The sequence below is a fragment of the Leptospira haakeii genome (assembly GCF_002812045.1).
GTDB lineage: Bacteria > Spirochaetota > Leptospiria > Leptospirales > Leptospiraceae > Leptospira_B > Leptospira_B haakeii.
On sequence record NZ_NPEG01000001.1, the window covers coordinates 751,959 to 771,713 of the forward strand.

Consider the following 19,755-nt stretch of genomic DNA (forward strand, 5'->3'; position numbering starts at 1 on the left):
TGATGCGGATCACTAACATGATGCAAAATAACAGTCTGGTGAGGACTTTGAATCGTCACCAGTTGTCTTTGGATGAAACCCAAAACCAATTGGGAACAGGACAAAGAATTAGGACTCCTTCCGATGATCCTGGAAGGGCGACCAACCAAATGTTCTTCCGATCTAGGATGAACGAGTTAGATACTTTCCAAGCAAACATTGACGATGGCTTTGGAAGATTGCAACAGATCGACGGAGAGTTGGACAGGATCGGTAACTTATTCCAAAGAGCGAGAGTTCTCGCAGTCCAAGCTTCCAACGGTATTTACCAAGGTGATAAAGGTTTTGAATTAGAAGTCGCGGTTGGTAAAGAGATAGATGAATTACTCAGAGCGTTAGTCGATATTGCAAACACAAGAGATGCTACAGGAAGACCTCTTTTTGGCGGACATGTGATCGAAAGACCTCCTTTTGAACCGATTGAATCCAAGATCAAAGGACTCCAAGGATTGGAATTAAAAAACCAATACATCGGAGTAGAATACAGAGGAGATATCGGAGAACAGATCAGAGAGATCGAAAAGGGAGAATATATCCCAGTTACTATTCCCGGAAACAAAGTGTTCTGGGGAACGAACATGAGTGTTACAAGTCGTGTGGATAACTCAGGTTACGTAGCGGTCTCTGATCAAAAGTTCAAGATAGATGGAGTAGAAGTTCAAGTCTCAGCCGGTGATACAATCGATGATATCATAGACAAGATCAATAACTCTCCAATTGAGGCTAAGGCCAATAAACTTGCTCAGGACAATATCAGTCTTAGCTCCACTGCGCCTCACCAGATCTGGTTAGAGGAAGTGGATGGGGGAACGGTATTAAGAGATATCGGTTTGATTGATGCAGGTAATTCCGAACCTCCTAATAATTACAGCAAGTCTGCGACTGTTACCGGGCTTTCCGTATTCGATGTGTTGATCCAATTTAGGAACGATTTGATCCAGAAAGACCAAGAGAGAATTTCAGGTCGTGATATCCAGGACTTAGACCTTGCTTTGGAAAATATACTTCGTTATAGATCCATAGTAGGCGCGAGGATGAATCGTATGGAGGAACATTCTCAAAGAGTTTCCTTCGATAAATCCTATATGACCGAGTTACTTGCTAAAAATGAAGGAATCGATTTCCCGGAAACTATCATGAACTTGAAGTGGCTGGAAACGATCCATCAATATGCGCTTAACGTAGGGTCCAAGGTGATTAAAACCACCTTAATGGACTTCCTAAGATAAGAGTAGAATTCCCTGAAATTAAGTCGGGGAATTTTTCTTGTAGTGATTTGAAAAAAGTATAAACTTAGAGCCAAGCTCTGAAAAACAGGTCGGTCGATGTTAGAGATCCAAAGCAAACCTTTCGGAAAAATAAAAGTTTCGGAGCGACAACTTATAAAATTTCCGGAAGGACTTCTCGGTTTCGGGGGATATAAAAGTTTTGCCCTAATTGAAGAAGATGAAGAGTCAGTATTCAAATGGTTGCAGTCCATCGACGAAGTGGACCTTGCTTTTGTAGTAATTCCACCTTCTCTATTTAAAAAAGAATATAAACCTGTTTTGAGCCAGGAAGAACTTTCTCAAATCGGGTTGCAGGATGTTTCGGAAGCTTTGACCCTAGTCATTGTGACGATTCCGAACGACGATCCGGCTTCTATGACTGCAAATCTACAGGGCCCTATTTTAATTAATAAGACTGATTTGACCGGTCGCCAATTTGTATCGCGTAATGAGATCCATTCTGTTCGCGAAAGAATTTTGGAAAGCGCCACTGTGGAGATGTCCTAAGTGCTCGTACTAGCTAGGCGTACTAATGAATCCATTATTATAGGTGACGATATCGAGATCGTTATCGTGGATATCAAAGGGGATCAAGTAAAGATCGGGGTCAAGGCTCCTAAAGAAGTTTCCGTTCATAGAGCGGAAGTTTATCGTGAAATCCAGGCTGAGAACAAGAAGGCCGCCGGTGCGAAAATTAAGCCGGAGGAATTGGGAAAAATTGGCAGCATGCTTAAAAAAACCGATTCGGGCAAAAAAGAAAAATCTTAATCTTCTAAGTCTTTTTCTTACCCTTCTATTTACGATCTCCTGTTTGTCTTCCCAAAGAAAGGGAATGGCTTCCTCTTCGGATTCAATCGTATTATATTATATTAAAAAAAGCTCTGAGACTCCGCTCTTCTTACAAGCAGAAACTTGGCTACCTATTGCCTCTGGAGTTTTGACCGGTGCCGGGCCGGATCAATTGGATAGGACAGAGTTTATTTCCAGATGGGAAAAACTTTTTAAATTCACTGGAATTGCAAATACGGGAGTTTTTAATTCCGAACCGGTCCGACTATTTACGGAAGAAGAATCTTCTCGTTTGGGTGAATTACTTTATAGAGCAGAAGTCGATATTCCGGACGGACTTCCACAGGCTTACCAAGTAATTATTAAAAGAGAAGATCCTATCCGCCCGGGTCTCAGGATCAGAAGGACTATTTTTTATATTAGAAATAGCCCGGCAGGAATCATATTAGAATTTTCTGAAGTTGGACAGGTGCTTGATTTTCAGACTACTTATTCCTTTCAAGACTGGACATTAGTTCCTATCGTAAAGCCGGAACCTTCTTCCAATAACTCTATTTATCTTCCGGAGATCCGTCCTGAAGGTTTAGATTATCTTATTTTGCCAACGGAAGGAGAAGAAGTTAAAAACCGTATTCTCGTAAAAACCGGTTTTTGGACTGCAAATTCCTCTAAGAAAAATGTTGGAGGCCCTATTAAAAAAATCCCTAAAACGATAGAAGACCGTTTGAGGACTTTGCAGGAACTTTTGGATAAGGGATTGATCTCTAAACAGGAATACGAAAAGAAGAAGGCGGAAATTCTAAAAGAGCTGTAATACAATAAAACCCGGAAACCTTTACGGCCTCCGGGTTCTATCACGAAGAATATTATAGATTCTTAACTAATCCTATGGTTCCGCCATAGTTTCCAAATTGTTCGTTGTCGGTAGTAGAGCTAAGGTTAGGCACTGCACCTGCTTCTACGATTTGGCCTCCAGAGATCGAAGGTCCTTTTACTTCTCCTACACTGAAATAGGTAAGCTGGTAGAATCCACCGAATCGGATACCGAATGTTTCGAAAGGTTTAATTACGAAGCCTGTTTCGAAAGTCATTGTAAATCCGGAAGCACCCGCAAAAAATCCGTCTTTTGATTTGAATGCGTTAAAGTCTAAACCGTTATACGCGCCCGCTGTGGATCCAGTGTCTATACCTATCTGAGCTGAACTCAAGGATAAGGTTCCCCAGAAGAAGCTTGTATCTCCTCGGAAGTACCAGTTTAACCAAGTTGAGATAGGAACAGCCACACCGTAATCCAAAGAGATAGTGGTGATATTATATCTAAGATCTCCGAATCCGATCGCATATCCAGAAATTCCATCCGAACTTCCTGAACTGAAACCCGGAAGTTTGATCCCGAAGTTGGAATAATCTCCACTAGTCTTTGCTTGTCCATAACCGATTGAAAATTCGTAACTTACGTTATTTGAAGTGTTTAAGTTCAGAGGTCCCCAACCGTATTTTATCTTCCATTCGTTAGTGGTTGTGGTAATTTTATCGGTGGTGTATCTATTGGAAGTACTGGTAGTAGTGGTTTCCGTTGTGGATTTTTCTCCCAAAGAAGCCACGATACCTATGAACATATTATCAGATAGTTGGTGAGAATATCTGATCTTAGGAAATCCTCCGCTCGGAGTAGTTTTACTATTTTCTTTGAAGAATTCAGGAGTTCCACCTAATGCGCTTCCAGCAATCCTTACACTATTTAATATTCCGTTAATAGATTGAGGTCCGCCTTGATTCAGACTTCCTGCGACTCCATCTAATTCTAGAATATGTAATAAACCGTTTCCATATGAACTGCTATTACTTGAGGAAGAGGATGAAGAAGAAGAACCGGTGTCGCCGATTGGAGCTTGGTTCTGAGGTTGTTGTTGGTTGTTCGTAGGTTGATTTTTAGGCTGCCTTTGATTGTTCGGAGGTGTTTGTCCAAACAAAGAAAAGCAAACTAGGTAAGTTGCCAATAAAGCTAGAATCTTTTTTTTCATGAGGTGCCAGAGTAATAATTTTTTTCCCAAAACACCAATTATTCAGGAAGAGAGCAAGGAAAAAAACAAAAGACCGGAGCGGCCCCCGAAAGGGCCGCTCACGTAGTGAGAATAGTGAAGAGAATTGGATATATGTTAACTATTTACCGGGTTATTGGTACTTAGGTAACAATCCATAAATACCATACCCATATAACCGATTGAAAAGACAGATTTTTTTCACTTATTTACTGTTTTTTTAATAAGAAACCTTCAATAAGATCTTTGCTTCACGAAATAAATTTCCAGCTTCGATTGGAGTCGAAGATTTTGCGCTCATAGTTTGAAAACCATCCATCACAGGAAGTGGTTCAGAAATTTCTTGAAAGTCGGCTCTTATCTCTACAAAATCCTTAAATTTTAAACCGAGTGCTGAGAGAATTATATCAGCTTTTTTACGAGCATCCTTCGCTGCTAATTGCAAAGCTTCTTGAGAAGCCTTTTCTAAATTTGCATCCGTTGCCTGCAATCGGATCCCTATGATTTGATTCGCTCCATTTTGTATGGACTCATCAATTAGTTTGCCGGCAGATTCTACTTTAGATCTTATTAAAACTGTATTGGACGCTACATAACCTTTGATCTGTCGTCCTCCAGATTTAGGATATTCGTATATTGTTTGCAGACGGATTACTTCTGTTTGTAATGAAAGTAAGGACTGCTTTTTAAGATATTTAACTAGAGTATCGGTCTTTGAAGAAGTTCTCTCATGAGCCTCTTCTGCCGTTTTCGATTCTGTTTCAATTCCGATACGGATCTCTACTAATTCTGCTGGAACTGCAACTTTGGAGAATCCGCTAACGATCAGGACTTTTTCCGGTTCTGCAAATGTGGAACCTATACTAGCGAATAATAATATGCACCCGAATAATATTTTTTTCATAAAAACTCCGAAGGTAGGACCTTTTTCCATTCGGGAAAATTCCCGAATGGTTCGGATTTTTAGATTTTATTCCAAGTTATAAAAATTGAAATTTGTAAGAAGAATTTCTCAGTACTTTACGAATTCTTTATCGAGTTCGTCTTGGTAACGGCTAACCCGTTTTTTTAAGTTCTTCTTTCCTACATAATATTTTCCTTCTTCTTCTCTTTTTGCCTTCTCCGTAAACTTTTCGGAACGATGAGAAAGATAAGGATGTGTCATAAAATATTCTTGGATAGGAGAAGAAACATTTTCCTTTCCACCGCTTGCTTCCTGCAGTTTAAGGAAGGTCCTTCCCATTGCAAATGGATCATAATATTCTCTGAGCAATAGATCGTAACCGTAGGAGTCAGCTTCATCTTCTTGGTTTTTGCCAAAAGAAGGCTTTAGAAGTATTGCTGCAGTTAAATCTGCGAGCTCTCCTAAAGTAGAAGCGCCGATCTTCTTCGCTAATAATTCTCCTCTAACCATATCCATACAATGAGAAAGCTCTACGTGGCCAATTTCATGTCCGATTACCGCCACCAATTCCGCTTCCGAGTTAACCATGGAGAGAAGTCCCTTGGTTACGAATAAGACCCCTCCAGGCATTGCATATGCATTCGGAATGGAAGAATCCATTATAAAAATCCTGTATTCGAATCTTTTATCTTTCCCTACAGTAAGATTGGAAACCAGGCTCCTTAAATAGATCAGATCCGGGTCTTTTTCATCCGCATAGGATTCGTAGCGTAATGCGACTGAATCACCCAGTTTTTTCTCATCCAGATCGCTGATCGGCATAAGCTTAGTAAGAGAACGATCCAAGGTTTTGATCGGTTTTCCTAATAACTGAAATGCAGGAGAAAGAGTGGCGGGCATTTCTACATTTGCCTTACTCTTGATGGCCAAAAATGAGATGGCGGCTCCTGATGCTAAAAGAATAACGAAGAATAATAATCGATTACGGAGCATCTGTTTTCTCCTTGTTGCCAAATTTGCTGTAAAGAGTGTTCATCAGGATTAGTATTCCCCCCACTCCCAAAAATACTAAAGCACGAGTGATCGTGGAAGATTGAGAAAGATCCCAGAAGATCAATCTAAGCAGGCATATGATCATTGCTACCAAGGACACATAACGGAAATGTTCTTTTTTCAAAATGAGTCCCATTGAGAAAACGATGAACACTTCTACCATCCATAATAGAGTTAATAAAGAAGAATCAAAACTCCAGAATAGGAAAAATGCTCCAGCTGCAAACAAAGGATAGAATATGGTGTAATCCGATCTTTGATCCAGTTTTTCGGAGAGGTTTCTGATCTTACCCGGATAACCTTCTGCTTCAACGCCTTGGAATGGAGGAAGGAGTTGGATCCTAACTAAGTAAACAATTTGTAATACGATCCCGACTAATCCGCCCAACCATTCTTGGTTAGCCCAGTATTCAGAAGGAGTCAGTGCAGAACTGGAAATGAACGCCACATGAATACAAGAATGCCAATAAAAGCAAAGAGAATAAAATCTAAACCTGGAAATTTCCCAAGAAGTTTTTAAACTGATCTGATTTAGGAAGAATGCCCAAACGATCCAGGCAACCGGTAGCCATGTATTCGGAATTTCTAATGCGATGATCGCGGTGATAAATATTCCGGTTAATTCCCAGAACAACGGCAAAAGAGAATTCCAATAGTTTGGAGTTTCTTTTTTAAGATTTGGACTTTTGGCCCAATATAAAAATACTCCGATGGCTAACGCTTGGATCAGGAATCTGATCTTGAAAATTCCTACATATAGTTCCGATTGTAAATGAACTAGAATATGAGCTCCTAAAAACAATCCCACGAATGTTAGTGCGAAAAATTGCCAAACAGGTCCTGCAGAATTGATGGAGGATTTCCAAGTGTTTTCCCATTCCTTCTCTCTTTCTGAGAAAAAGTTTTTGGTTTCTAAATACACCAAGGAAAGAAGAAGCCAGAGTATTCCCGGTAAGAATGGAGAAAGACTCTGGGTAGCCCAATATGCTAAGAATACGATATGTAAAGAAAGAAGTACTGCCCCTGGAGAAGAGAAATACCTGATCTTGTCCGGGCTTAATTTCACTTTAGAAAGAGGGATCATCAAGAAACAGAATAAAATTGTAGGAAGATCTCTAAGTAGTACTTCCCATCTTTCTAAAGAATAGATCCTATAAATCACCTCGAAGTGTAATGCGGCAACAAAGAAGAATATTCCTACTCCTAAACCGTTCCAATTTCTGTTTTGTCGAATAACCAACAAAATGGCTCCGAATGCAGGAAGATACAACTCCGAATGTTTCCAATCGAATAATTGAAAACAAATGGCAGATGCTAATAGACCTGAAAAAAGCCCAGCAGGAGAAATTCTATCATCTCCTCCTACTCCGTAAACATCATCGCTTGCGGTAGAATTTTCCTTATTTCTTATCTCATCATAGAATTGGACCAAGAATGTAAGAATGATCATCACGATCGTAGTAATAACGATTGGCCAGGATCCTAGATGGACGCCGCCGAAGTATTTTACGATCAGAAGAAGAATATACCAAATCCAAGAAATATGAAGTAGGACTGCTCCTATATTTTTCAGTAGATTTTCTTTTTCTTCAGCACTCACGACAAAGAAGATAGAAAACAGAAGTGAAACATATACGTTAATCAGGAATAGGTCCACTTCCCATCGAGTGAGTAATATTACTCCAATAGAAGCAAGAGCCAACGACACTAAAGTGTCAGTAAGGTAAAGCCAGCGTATGTTTAATTTTTCTCGAGCAGTTCTTGCCCAAAAAAATAATCCTATAGAAACGGAGATCAATACAGGAGGATTCCATTTAGATCCAGTGGAATAAACTGATAAACCTAATCCGATCCCGGCCCAAATGATAAGGTGAGTGATAAAAGGAAGTCGTTGTATACTCGCGGAAGAATATACTTTTCTATAATGAGCTAAAATGGATGGAATTCCAACAACAAGAGTTCCTAAAATTCCCCAGGTCCTAGAATGAGGGGAGTTCAAAACATACAGTTGTTCTGTGAAATGTCCTTTATAAAGAAAATTTAAAATTAGAAAGGAGATTGCAGTTTGTATTAAATGAAATTCCCATTTACTTCTATAAGATAATATCACACTGAAAGCGGAAACTCCAACTGCTAAGAAGAAGATCAAAGTGCTAAGTGGAAGTATTGCCAGGGAGATTAAACTTAATACGATATGAAGGCTCGCAAACTTTTGTTGAGAAGTTTGCCAAGCAAGTCCCAGGTTCACTAAAATTCCGACAATGACTAAGATGAGTGCGTAAAACTCAGACTCTATCCATTTCATTCCTGGAACGGAAACTGCGGCGATACAAGAGAATAATATGACTGCACCTGAGCCACTTCGGATCCAATATCCAATCTGCTCCCAGAATTCTTTTTTGATTAGAAGTATGGAAATAACGAATAAGCCAATTCCGATCCCTAATACCATTAGGAATCTAAAGAATGGAGACATGTTCAAGGCGGCATAAATTCCTAAGAATCCAACACCCATCACGAGTATGATTGTTCCTAAGATCCCGGTCCAATTATTCGCGATTTGTTTCTCGAATTTTTCCCAAGCCTCAGATTTTTTAGCTACTAGTTGAGGTTCTTGTTTTATAATAGTCGGAGGTACTGCTGCAGGTTTTGGAGCTTTCGTAACCGGCTTGGAAGAAGGAACTTCTCTTTTGGCTTCAGGGATTGTTTCCTTTACCATAATAGGTTTTTCTTCTTTGATAGGTGGCCTTTTCTTTTCTGTTTGAGTTTCGGGAAGGGTAGAAGGTCCCTTTTCCTTTAATAGGTTCTCAAGATCTTGGATCCTTTCCAGAAGTCCGTTGATTTTGGAAAGTAAGACGAACGGAATGATAAGGTAAAATACGCCGGCAAAGAATGCTAATAAACCGATGAGAAATTCCATAGTAGGTAGGCCTTTTCGAGTAACGTGTCCTTAAGGATCACAACTTTCTTGAATTTTGGAAAAAAAATGAAAGTTTTAGAAAAGTAGTTTCTAGCGTTATTTAGTCCATTAGTATTTGAGGGTTTATTCCCTCGGTGATAAAAGTTTGGAATCTTCCCTTTCACAGCTCGGTATCCTCAGGCAGTTTTTCGAAAGGATCGGGGACGGTGTACTTGTATTTTCTGCTTCCGGAAATCTGATCGAAGCAAATCCTGCTGCATTGCAGATCTTGGGTTATTCTTCGAAAGAATTGAAAGAGATCGATTTTAATCTGATTTCTGATATTCGAAACGGGATTTTTGAAAATCTCAAAAAAGAAGAAAAAACCAATTGGTACTTGGGTTACTTTTTACTTAAGAGTAAAGAGATCAGGACATTCTATTGCCAAGGTTTTAAGATCCAAGGAGAGACCGACACTGAAACTACAACTTGGATCCATATTCGTTCTCCAAAACAACAAAGTGAACTTTCTAAAGAAGATATAACTCATCCGGAAATAGGATGGAGAGCTCTCGAAAAGTTTTTCGATATGAATCCCTTACCTATGGCGATCACAGAGATCGAAACAGGTAAGTATCTAAAAGTAAACAGACAGTTTTGTATTCAGGTAAAATATTCTGAGGATGAAATCGTAGGAAAAAGTGCATTAGAACTCGGCTTTTGGAGTTCTGCAAAAAGTAGAGCGGATATAGTAGAGGCTATCAAAAAAGAAGGCTTTGTCCGAGATATAGAATTACGTTTTACGAATAAACTAGGGGAAGAGTTTTGGGGACTCTTCTCCGCTCACCCTATTGAATATGCAGGTTCTTTAAAGCTACTTACGATCACAGTCCCTATCACAGATAGAGTAAAAGAAGAAGTAGAAAAACAGAAACTTTTAGACGAACTAAAAGAGAACCAAGAAATACTCAATCAGATCATTCGGTTGAACCCGACCGCTATCACTTTATCTAAAGCTGATGGAACTTATCTAGATGCAAACGATCTGTTCTTAAGCCTCATTGGAAAAACAAACGAAGAGATCATAGGTAAGTCCCCAGCAGATCTAGGAGTTTATTACGATCTAAGTGATAGAGAGATTATCCGTGGGCTTCTAATCCAAAAAGGCGCAGTAGATAATCTAGAAGTGAAGATGGGCACAGCGGACGGAAAGGTCCGATCTATTCTGTTCTCAGCTAGAGTGATAGAAGCTGGTGGAGAAAAAAAGATCTTAGCTGTAGGTCACGATATCACTCATATCAAAGAAGCACAAGCAGACTTGGAAAATCTTGCCTCAGAACTTGAAAAGAGTAAGGAACTTTTCCAAAGATTATTCCAGCTAATTCCTTCTGCGGTAGTTCTTACAGACTTGGTTTCAAGAAAGATCATAGATGTGAACGAAAGATTTCTGGAAGTCATAAAACTTAAAAGAGCGGAAGTAATCGGAAAACTTACCACTGATATAAAAGTTTGGGATTACGATCCTGAAAGAAGAAGTGAAATTTATAGCCAGTTAGACGAGAAAGGTGAGGTAAGTAATATCGAAACAGTGTTTCGAGCTGCAGATGGAACTGGGATCCCAGTTCTGTATTCTGGAAGGATCGTTAAATTAAATGGGCGACCTCATGTTATTTCTCTTGCAACGGATATTAGAGAACGTCTGGAAGCAGAAGAACAAACCCGGAAATTAAACGCTGAAGTCCGGCATAATAAGGAACTCTTTGAGAAAATTTTCCAGATGAATCCTGCCGCAGTTTCTCTTTCCGATCTGGAAACCGGAACTTACAGGGAGATCAACCAAGAATATTGCGAACTGATCGGATACACAAGAGAAGAGATCATAGGGAAAACTTCCTTCGAGTTGGGGATATGGAAAGGTCCTTTAGATAGGGCAAAGATCCGTAAAGAATTAGAGGAATTCGGTTGGTCCAAAAATATAGAAGCTACCATCAACCGATCCGACAATACCGAGAGACACGTAATTTCAGGTAACCGAGTATTTAAGATCGGGGATAAGATGATGCTTCTTGCACTTCTTATCGATGTTACTGATAAGAAAAAAGTAGAACAAGAAAGAGATCAGTATCTTCTCCAATTAGAAGAAAGCAAAGACCTTTTCGAAAAAGTATTCGATTTAAATCCGGACACTATTTGTATTTCCGACCTGGAAACAGGTAAGTATATCAGTGTGAACTCAATGTTTTATGAATTATTCGGATACACAAAGGAAGAAGCGATAGGAAAAGACTCCATAGATATGGGGCTTTGGCCCGATCCTACCGTCAAAAAAAATCTGATCAGTCGGATGAAAGAAGAAGGTATATTAAGAGATCTTGATATTCCTTTTATTCGAAAAGATGGAACTCGTGTGGATTCAATTTTTTCGGGCCGTATTATGAACTTAGCCGGAAGACCTGTAATCGTTGCGATCACAAAGGATAATACTGCAGGAAAGGCCGCGGCCAGAGAAAAAGAAGAAGAGAATTTAAAACTCTCCGAGCAAGCAAGAGTTCTATTAAATATGGCGACTGACCCTGATTTTGCCTCGGGTAATATTTCTGCAGGTTTGAATAATATAGTCAAAATGTGCACAGAAACTTTAGATTGTGATCGGGCGTCTATATGGCTTTTTTCTGATAAGGAAAAAACTGTTTGGTCTTTGGTTTCAGGCTGGGACCAAAAGTTTCTGTCTTATTTAGATCCAGATACTATGGATTTAAAAGAATATCCTAAATATTTTGCATCTATGAAAACCGAAAGATTAATAGATGCATACGATGTGCTGAATGATCCAAGAACATCTGAGTTTGCGGAGTCTTATAGTATTCCTCTTAAAATCCAATCCTTGTTGAATGCTCCTATCTTTTTAAGGGGTGGGATTTACGGAGCCATTTGTTTAGAGCATAGAGGCGCTCTTCGTAGATGGAAAGGTTTCGAGCAACAGTTCGTAGTCACAGTTGCAGAACAAGTCACACAGCTAATATTAAATTCTGAAAGAAGAGAAGCTAAAGAAGAACTAGAAAATGCTGTTCGTATCCGAACTTCAGAGTTGGCTTCCGCTTTGGATAATTTGAAAAAAACCCAGGACCAACTTATACTTTCCGAAAAAATGGCGGCGCTTGGACAGTTAGTCGCGGGTATCGCTCATGAGATCAATAACCCGTTAGGAGCAATTTCTGCTTTGAGCGGTGAATTAAGGGCCTATTTAGATTCTTCACCTGAACGTTTGAAAAAATTGGGTCCATTCTTTGCCGAAGCAGAACCAAGTTATATTAAACGATTATCCGAGTTTATTCGTGCAGGAATTTCTAATAAAGAAATTCAGGTCTCAAGAGAAGAGAGAAGGAACGTTCTCAAAAAATTAAAGAATACTCTTAGCGAGCTCGGTTTTGAGAATTCATACGATCTTGCAGACAGGCTGATGGATGTAGGTTTATACCATTCTACCGAAGAATTCCCTGAAATTTTTGAAGCTAAAACAAATCTTGCGCTCCTCGATTTCGCCATCGAAGAGATACAAACATATAAGAATGCTGCATCCATTCGTTTAGCTGTGGATAGAACTTCTAAGATAGTTTATGCTCTTAAAAGTTTTGCTCATATCGATTCCGGGGAAGGTAAGATCGAAACTGACCTTGCAGAGAATATAGAAACTGTACTTACAATCTATCATAACCAGATTAAAAATGGAGTCGAAGTAGAATTGGACTTCCAAGCAAGGCCGATCATCCATGCTTATCCGGATGATTTGATCCAGGTCTGGACAAACTTAATTTACAATTCCCTTCAGGCCATGCAGTTTAAAGGTAAGATCAAAATTTCGATTTTGGATTCCGACTCTGATGTTTCCGTTTTGGTTTCAGATAATGGTCCGGGTATCCCTGCCGATATTAAGTCTAAAATATTCGATCCTTTTTATACCACCAAAGCTCCCGGAGAGGGAAGCGGTTTAGGTCTGGACATTTCCAGAAGGATCGTTCTAAAACATGGAGGAAGAATAGAATTCAACTCCAAGCCAGGAAAGACAGTATTTAAGGTACTTCTTCCTAAGACCTAAATTAGGTTTTAAAGAATTCCACTTCTTTTTTCAAAGAGCTTGCCTGATGAGCAAGTTTCTCAGCAAGAGAATCAATATCGTTTACTATACCGTTCAGAAATTCAGTAGCTTCCGAAATACTTCCGATCGTTTTAGAAAATTCTAAAGAAGTTTGTGACTGTTCTTTAGTGTGATTTCGAATTTCCTCTGCAGATCGGATCAGTTCGGAAAATGCATTTTTTACCTGAGCGCTTGCCACCAATTGTGATTCGGATAAGGAAGAAACCTGCAAAATTCTTTCGGAAGTATTTTGAGCAGTGTCACCTATTCTTCGGAAAGCGACTTCTGTATTTCCTAGAACTTCTCTTCCTGAGTTGGTTGCCTTTACTGCTTCCGCCAATGTTGTACGAATTCTTTTTGCATTCTCTTGGGTTTGTTCTCCCAGTTTGGAAATTTCCTGAGCTACTACTGCAAAACCTTTCCCTGCTTCTCCTGCGCGGGCAGCTTCGATGGCTGCATTCAAGGAAAGAAGTCCGATCCTATCAGTAATCTCATGGATTACATTCACGCTCGCTTCCATCTTAGCAGTATTGGATTCTATCTCTGCCATTGCGTCTCGAGTGGATTGTAATGCGGATTCTCCATTAGAAGTTTCTAATCTCATTCTTTCCGCATCATTTTTGGTATCCATAAGGGAAGTATGAACATTACGAATCCTATCTTCAAGTTCGGCAAGAGAAGCAGTCGCCTGCTCCACGGTGCTTGACTGGCTTTCCGCTCTAGAAGAAGTAGATTGAATGGATGCTGCAATTTCTTCTACTCCTGAACTCATTTGTTCTGTGGAAGCAGCATTCTCTTGCATTTTTATAGAAAGATCTTTTGTTTTTTCTTCCAGTACCTTGGAGCTTTGTGAAAGTTTTTCTGATTCTTTGATTACCGTTTTAACGACGATTCTAAGTCTTTTCACGAAATCATTTAACATTTTGCTACTTCTTCCTAACTCATCTGTAGAAACCATAGGAAGTAGGATATCCAATTCACCTTGGGACATCTCGGTAAATGCGTTCATCATATTTTTGGAGTTCCTACGAATGCTAGAAGCTAATAGGTAGGAAGAAATAGTGAGGGTGATCACCATAAAAAGTATAGTGAGAGAAAGAGCTAAGGTGACATCTCCCAACTTTAGCCAACCGGATGTCTCCTCGACTAATAGATAACCGAAAATTACGACGGGCAGTAGGGCAATTGATGCGATTGTAGAAATAATTCTTACGAAGATTGATACTTTGCGAATATCTTTCTCTTCTAAAGAAAGTCCGTTCAATCTGTCCGATTCCAATACTTCTGAAAGTACTGACTCAGTTAAAAAGAAATGAGAGATCCCTAAGGTGGGATAAATGATCAGAGGTAAGAGTAAGAATGGAGCAGACTCAAAAAATTCCGGGATAAAGAAAAGGTGCATCATTTTCCAGGCCGCAGGAATTCCGTAACTCCACTGCACGATATAAAATCCAGTATTTAAAAGGGGGAAGTTCAGAAGTCTTTTCTTAACTGCCACCTTACCTTTTGTGTTTAATTTTTCCCAATTATTTGGCTCCAGATTGGATAGAAGCCTTCCTAAATATAAAAATCGGAGTGTAGGGAAAAAATAAGAGGTGGTTAATACGACTGTAGAGGATCCGATCAACGCGATCGCCTTATTGAAGTCATATGCTCCAGCAGCGATAATGAATAGAACAGCTAAAGGGACGGCAAGAACTGAAGTTAATAGTTCTAGGCCTAAGGTAAGTCTCCATCTGAGTTTTCTAGATTCTCCCCTCGTCATTTCCGTTCTTTTCCTTTTTTTTGATTTGAAAGAAGCCTAAGGCTTCAAGATATTTCATGACAATGAGACGCAGATTGCTTTTATCATCCACCTCTTTGTTGATTTTACTGTTTGGATTCTTTTACATCGATTTTGCAATTTATGGAAAAAGTCAGTCAACCGACACAGCTTCGCCTTCTAGTATCCAATCGGGGCCTATGTTAGGTTACTCGACTCATAAAGAAGTAAAGATATGGGTCCAGACTAAGAATCCTTCTAAAGTATATGCGAAATATTTTATTTCCGGAAGTCCGGAACAAAGCCATGTAACTCGTGAAGTGAATACTGAACATCATAAAGGCAATGTTGCCCATCTGATCGCTGACGTATTGGAGCCTGGAAAAATATACGAATATATAATTTATATAAATGGAAAATTCCAAGAACCTAAGTCGGAACAAAAATTTAGAACGCAACCAATTTGGATAGGCAAACAAAGCGGACCTCCCGATATCAAATTTGCTTTGGGAAGTTGTGCATTCGTTAACGACCCTAAATATGATACACAAGCAAAACCATATGGAGGGGAATATTTTATCTACAAATCCATCTCTACTCAAAAACCAGACTTCATGCTTTGGATGGGGGATAATATTTATCTAAGGGAGCCTGATTGGGAATCTAGGACGGGTTTCATTTATCGTTATACTGAGCAAAGATCCTTGGCTGAACTCCAACCATTACTCGCAAATGTTCATCATTATGCGGTTTGGGATGATCACGATTGGGGACCCAATGATGGAGATGCTTCCTTTTGGATGGGAGCTACCGCAGAAGAAATTTTTAAATTGTTTTGGGCAAACCCGAACTATTCGAAAAAAGGAATATATGGTTCTTTCACTTGGGGAGATGCGCAATTCTTTTTGATGGATGATCGTAGCTTCAGGACTGCAAATGATAATAAAACAGGATCCAGATCATTTTTCGGAGAAGAGCAGTTGGATTGGCTTGTGAATGGTTTAGCATTCTCTAAGGCAACTTTTAAGTTCGTGGTAGTTGGTGGCCAGGTCTTAAATCCGTTATCCGTTTTTGAAAATTATTCTACATATGCTGAAGAAAGAGAAAAACTTCTTTCCAAAATCTCCAAATTGAAGATAAAAAACCTGATATTTTTGACAGGAGATAGACACTTTACGGAATTATCATATATTCAGGAAGGATTCGAATATCCTGTATATGATTTTACAGTTTCACCTTTAACTTCTTCTACACATGCACCTATTACCGAAAAAAACCCTTTAAGGGTCGAAGGTACAATGGTAGATGATAAAAGAAATTTTGGAACAATAGAAATTACGGGTCCTTTAAAACAAAGGAGCTTATTGTTTAGAGTTTTTGATTCTTCCGGAATAGAACTTTGGTCCAGGGATATAAAGGCCAAATGAAAATCCAAAAGTTTATGTTATATCTTCTCTCGGTCATATTCATCATTTTTCTGGGGCTTTTGGGGTTATTGTATTCGAATCAGGACAAGCTGATCTTCTTCCCGGAAATTCTGCCCGAGGATTTTCAATTCTCATTTTCTTATACGTTTCAGGAAGTTTCTTTGGAATTGGAAAACGGAGAGAAGATATATGCATTATTCTTTCCTGCCCAAGGGCCTTCTAAAGGTACTGTTCTGTATTTTCATGGAAACGCTGGAAGTTTAAGGAGTTGGGGAGGTGTTGCAGAGGATTTTGTTCCGAGAGGTTGGGACCTTCTCATGACCGATTACAGGGGTTATGGTAAAAGTAGAGCCAAACTAACCGAGAAGGGAATGTACCAGGATGCAGAACGTTGGTACGAATATTTGAAAACGAATAAATTAAAAAAAGAGAACGAGATCATTCTTTATGGAAGATCCATCGGAACCGGAGTAGTGGTGGATTTGGGAACCAAAACAAATCCTGGTTATATTATATTAGAAACTCCTTATACTTCTTTAGCGGATCTAGCAAAGGAATATTATCCATTTGTGCCGGAATGGTTTTTGGCTTATTCTCTTAAGTCTGAGGACAAAATTGGAAAATTGCATTCGTCTACGACAATTATACATGGAAATGAAGATGAGATCGTTCCATTCAGGCAAGGTAAGATATTATTTAAAACTGGTTTGGAATCAGGGGTTAAAATAGAATTTCTGGAAATAGAAGGAGGAAATCATAATAATCTCTCCTTCTTTCCAGAATACCAAAAGGGATTGGTCAATATTTTAGAGTCGGTTCACTTAAACCGAAGAAAATCAAACTCTCAGAGGTAATCTGGGAATAATACTTTCAGTTTTGCAACAGTATCCGGATTTCTGCGTTCAGGAGCGGTGATGATAGAATACTTAGTGCTATTCTTGAGGCTCAGATCATCTCCGTTTCCAAGAGAAGGGATCAAAGCGCTCAAAAGTTTTTTAGCATTCTCTGCATTCTTTCCTAAATTCGCCATTACCATTTCGGCAGTGACTGCTTCTTCGTTCTCTCTCCAACAATCATAGTCCGTAGACATACAGACCATTTGGTAAGCAATCTCAGCTTCTCTTGCAAGTTTAGCTTCCGGAAGAACACTCATATTGATGATATCACCGCCCCAAGAACGATACATATGGGATTCTGCTCTTGTGGAGAATAGAGGACCTTCCATACAAACCAAAGTTTTATTTTGATGGATCGGAAGATTTACTTTTGCTGCAGCTTTATTAATTCGATCGCTTAAATTTTGGGAAAAAGGATCTGCGAAAGGAGCGTGGGCGACCACACCTTTTCCGAAGAATGTGGACTCTCTTCCTCTTGTTCTGTCTATGATCTGACTTGGAAGAACGAAGTCCAAAGGTTTGATCTCTTCTCTTAAACTTCCGACAGAGCTGAATGCTACGATTTCTTCTACGCCTAAAATTTTAAGAGCGCAGATATTCGCTTTCATAGGAACTTCGTGAGGCATGATAAAATGCCCTACACCATGTCGAGGGAGAAATGCGATTAATTTGTCGTGGATCTTTCCGATCTTGATCGTGTCGGAAGGTTTACCCCAAGGAGTTTCCGGAAGGACTTCTTCGACCAGTTCCATTCCATCCAGACTATAGAGACCAGTGCCTCCAATAACTGCAGCTTTTACTTTAGTCCCCATATCTTCTCCTCTCAATCGGAATAAATTCCATATATCGAAATATGGGTCCGATTGTAAAGAAGAAGGAAATGAAAAGGTTTTAGGAATTATCGCTCAATACTTTTAGTTCAGAAGCCTTTGTTTTGATCCTATCAATCTCTGAGTTTAAGCTGGCTGAATCCTCGTTAATCTCATTGATATCTTTTTCTAATTGGGACATGGTCCGTATCATCTCCCTTTGACCCAAGGATTGTTCTTTTTCGGATTCATGGATCTCGTTCGAAACGGATTTGATACTTTCTAATTCACTTAAGAACTTTCGGATAATGTTTCTTTGTTCCAGATAAAGTTTATTCATCTGGACGATCCTATCAGAAGTTTCCAGAATCTTAAATTTTTGTTTTTCAGTCAGATCACCCGTTTCTGCAGAAGCGCTCTTTGCTTCTTGTATAAAACTTTGGGATTGCCTTACGATTGCAGAGATAGATTTCGCGTTTTCTGAGGTAAAGTCTGCAAGCTTGCTTACTTCGTTTGCCACTACTGCAAATCCTCTTCCAGCTTCTCCTGCTCTTGCCGCCTCGATAGACGCGTTCAATGCGAGAAGGTTTGTTTTATCCGCAATTTCTCCCATGATCTGGTTGATCTGATCTACTTTGTCAAAAGAACCCGCGATGTCTGCCAGATAGGATTTTGTTTTTTCCGCGGCGATGGTAACATTCTCCATATCCGCTTTATTATCATTTGCGAATGTAGAAAGTGCTTCGCTATAACCTGTAATATTCGAAACTATTTCTCCCAACTTTTTAGAATCATCCGCAAGTTCACTCAAACTAACATTCTGCGATTCAATAGATCTGGAAGTATTTGTAGAAGCAGCGGAAAGTTCTTCTAATACTGCATTTACTTCTTCCAAAGCAGCAGCTTGAGACTCCATCTTTTCTCCAGTCCGATTGATGAACTGAGCGAATTTAACGATAGAATCTTCCAAACTAATTGCAGAATCCTTAATGATTGTTTGGTTCTCACTTAATTTTTCGAGTAAGTCTTTGGAATCTGTGTAAAGCCGGTTTCCTTCTACAGTTAACCTTAAGAATAATCTCATTAATTGAGCGAGTATCACACTCGCAACAAATATGAATGCAATTTTGATGATCTCTGTGGAGGCACTTAGGTTATAAGGAAGTTTTGCTGCTTCCGGATCCATTACGAAGCCTGCTCCGTTCTGGAGTGCACATACAAGAGCAATGATAGCACCTGCAGTGGAGAATGCCCCCACAATCAAAACGAAGATCCTTTCTCCTAAAAGACAGGAGTAGATCATTATGTAAAAATAAATGAAGAATAATACGACGTTCTTTAAAGTTCCAGCCGCCACATCAGGAGACACAAAAGTATCTAAGATCAATGTGGCGCTTAGAACATTCACATCGAATAACACAAAAAGTTTGTGGAATCCGATGGACATATTCCTTTTACGATTCACTGCAAAATTGAAGATGCAGTAAAGACCCATAAAAGCTGTGCCGCCCGCATGGACCAGAAACTGTAAAGGCTGGAAACTTTTATAGGCTCCGGCTAAAGAAATGATAAAAAGTAAGACTAGACCCAATCGTATTCTGTTGATAACGATGGCACCATTCTTCCAGATCTGTAGGATCGTGGACTCCGTTTTTAGATGGGAAGTTTCCATTCTTACCTCGACTGAGATAAATAGACGGAATTTCCCTAATCAGACTAACGTTGCTGTTCT

14 protein-coding genes are annotated in these 19,755 nt (G+C 39.4%); 7 read left to right on the top strand and 7 right to left on the bottom strand.

Annotation, left to right across the window (positions count from 1 at the left end; translation table 11 throughout):
• Positions 1–2 precede the first annotated feature (2 nt).
• The 4 genes from CH377_RS03600 (at position 3) to CH377_RS03615 (ending at position 2,910) form a co-directional block, all read left to right on the top strand.
• Positions 3–1,268, top strand: a complete 1,266-nt coding sequence (locus CH377_RS03600; protein ID WP_100722433.1) for a flagellar hook-associated protein 3 — start codon at positions 3–5, stop codon at positions 1,266–1,268.
• 96 nt (positions 1,269–1,364) lie between these two features.
• Complete coding sequence (gene fliW / locus CH377_RS03605) at positions 1,365–1,814, top strand: flagellar assembly protein FliW (protein ID WP_100722434.1); 450 nt, start codon at positions 1,365–1,367, stop codon at positions 1,812–1,814.
• Positions 1,815–2,075, top strand: a complete 261-nt coding sequence (csrA, locus tag CH377_RS03610) for a carbon storage regulator CsrA (RefSeq protein WP_020769544.1) — start codon at positions 1,815–1,817, stop codon at positions 2,073–2,075.
• On the top strand, positions 1,993–2,910 hold the full coding sequence (locus tag CH377_RS03615; protein ID WP_423789906.1) for an SHOCT domain-containing protein: 918 nt from the start codon (positions 1,993–1,995) through the stop codon (positions 2,908–2,910). Before csrA ends, CH377_RS03615 begins: the two co-directional genes overlap by 83 nt.
• Positions 2,911–2,962: 52 nt before the next feature.
• Here CH377_RS03615 and CH377_RS03620 read toward each other — a convergent pair whose 3' ends face one another.
• The 4 genes from CH377_RS03620 to CH377_RS03635 all read right to left on the bottom strand — a co-directional run bounded on the left by CH377_RS03620 (position 2,963) and on the right by CH377_RS03635 (position 9,015).
• Positions 2,963–4,120, bottom strand: coding sequence for a hypothetical protein (locus CH377_RS03620; protein WP_100722436.1), 1,158 nt, complete (start codon positions 4,118–4,120; stop codon positions 2,963–2,965).
• Between the two features lie 238 nt (positions 4,121–4,358).
• The gene (locus CH377_RS03625) at positions 4,359–5,042 is read right to left on the bottom strand and encodes an SIMPL domain-containing protein (protein WP_100722809.1); all 684 of its coding nucleotides are present in this window, start codon (positions 5,040–5,042) and stop codon (positions 4,359–4,361) included.
• Positions 5,043–5,150: 108 nt separating this feature from the next.
• Positions 5,151–6,035 (bottom strand): M48 family metallopeptidase, encoded by an 885-nt coding sequence (locus CH377_RS03630; RefSeq protein WP_100722437.1) that lies wholly within the window; start codon positions 6,033–6,035, stop codon positions 5,151–5,153.
• A complete protein-coding gene (locus tag CH377_RS03635) occupies positions 6,025–9,015 on the bottom strand; it encodes a DUF2339 domain-containing protein (RefSeq protein ID WP_100722438.1) in 2,991 nt (996 codons plus the stop codon). The genes CH377_RS03630 and CH377_RS03635 overlap by 11 nt, the downstream gene beginning before the upstream one ends.
• A gap of 145 nt (positions 9,016–9,160) precedes the next feature.
• On the opposite strand from CH377_RS03635, the gene CH377_RS03640 reads away from it, so the two are divergent.
• On the top strand, positions 9,161–13,090 hold the full coding sequence (locus CH377_RS03640; RefSeq protein WP_100722810.1) for a PAS domain S-box protein: 3,930 nt from the start codon (positions 9,161–9,163) through the stop codon (positions 13,088–13,090).
• Position 13,091: 1 nt separating this feature from the next.
• Here the strand turns inward: CH377_RS03640 and CH377_RS03645 are convergent, their stop codons facing one another.
• Positions 13,092–14,894: a methyl-accepting chemotaxis protein gene (locus CH377_RS03645; RefSeq protein ID WP_100722439.1), complete on the bottom strand. Its 1,803-nt coding sequence runs from the start codon at positions 14,892–14,894 to the stop codon at positions 13,092–13,094.
• Between the two features lie 62 nt (positions 14,895–14,956).
• On the opposite strand from CH377_RS03645, the gene CH377_RS03650 reads away from it, so the two are divergent.
• Positions 14,957–16,318 carry an alkaline phosphatase D family protein gene (locus tag CH377_RS03650; RefSeq protein WP_423789907.1) on the top strand — a complete coding sequence of 454 codons (1,362 nt, stop codon included), beginning with the start codon at positions 14,957–14,959 and terminating at the stop codon, positions 16,316–16,318.
• A complete protein-coding gene (locus tag CH377_RS03655) occupies positions 16,315–17,172 on the top strand; it encodes an alpha/beta hydrolase (protein ID WP_100722440.1) in 858 nt (285 codons plus the stop codon). The genes CH377_RS03650 and CH377_RS03655 overlap by 4 nt, the downstream gene beginning before the upstream one ends.
• Here CH377_RS03655 and mtnP read toward each other — a convergent pair.
• Positions 17,163–18,026, bottom strand: a complete 864-nt coding sequence (gene mtnP / locus CH377_RS03660) for an S-methyl-5'-thioadenosine phosphorylase (RefSeq protein ID WP_100722441.1) — start codon at positions 18,024–18,026, stop codon at positions 17,163–17,165. The two genes, CH377_RS03655 and mtnP, sit on opposite strands and share 10 nt — an antisense overlap.
• A gap of 79 nt (positions 18,027–18,105) precedes the next feature.
• Positions 18,106–19,695 (bottom strand): methyl-accepting chemotaxis protein, encoded by a 1,590-nt coding sequence (locus tag CH377_RS03665; RefSeq protein ID WP_100722442.1) that lies wholly within the window; start codon positions 19,693–19,695, stop codon positions 18,106–18,108.
• Between the last annotated feature and the right edge of the window lie 60 nt (positions 19,696–19,755).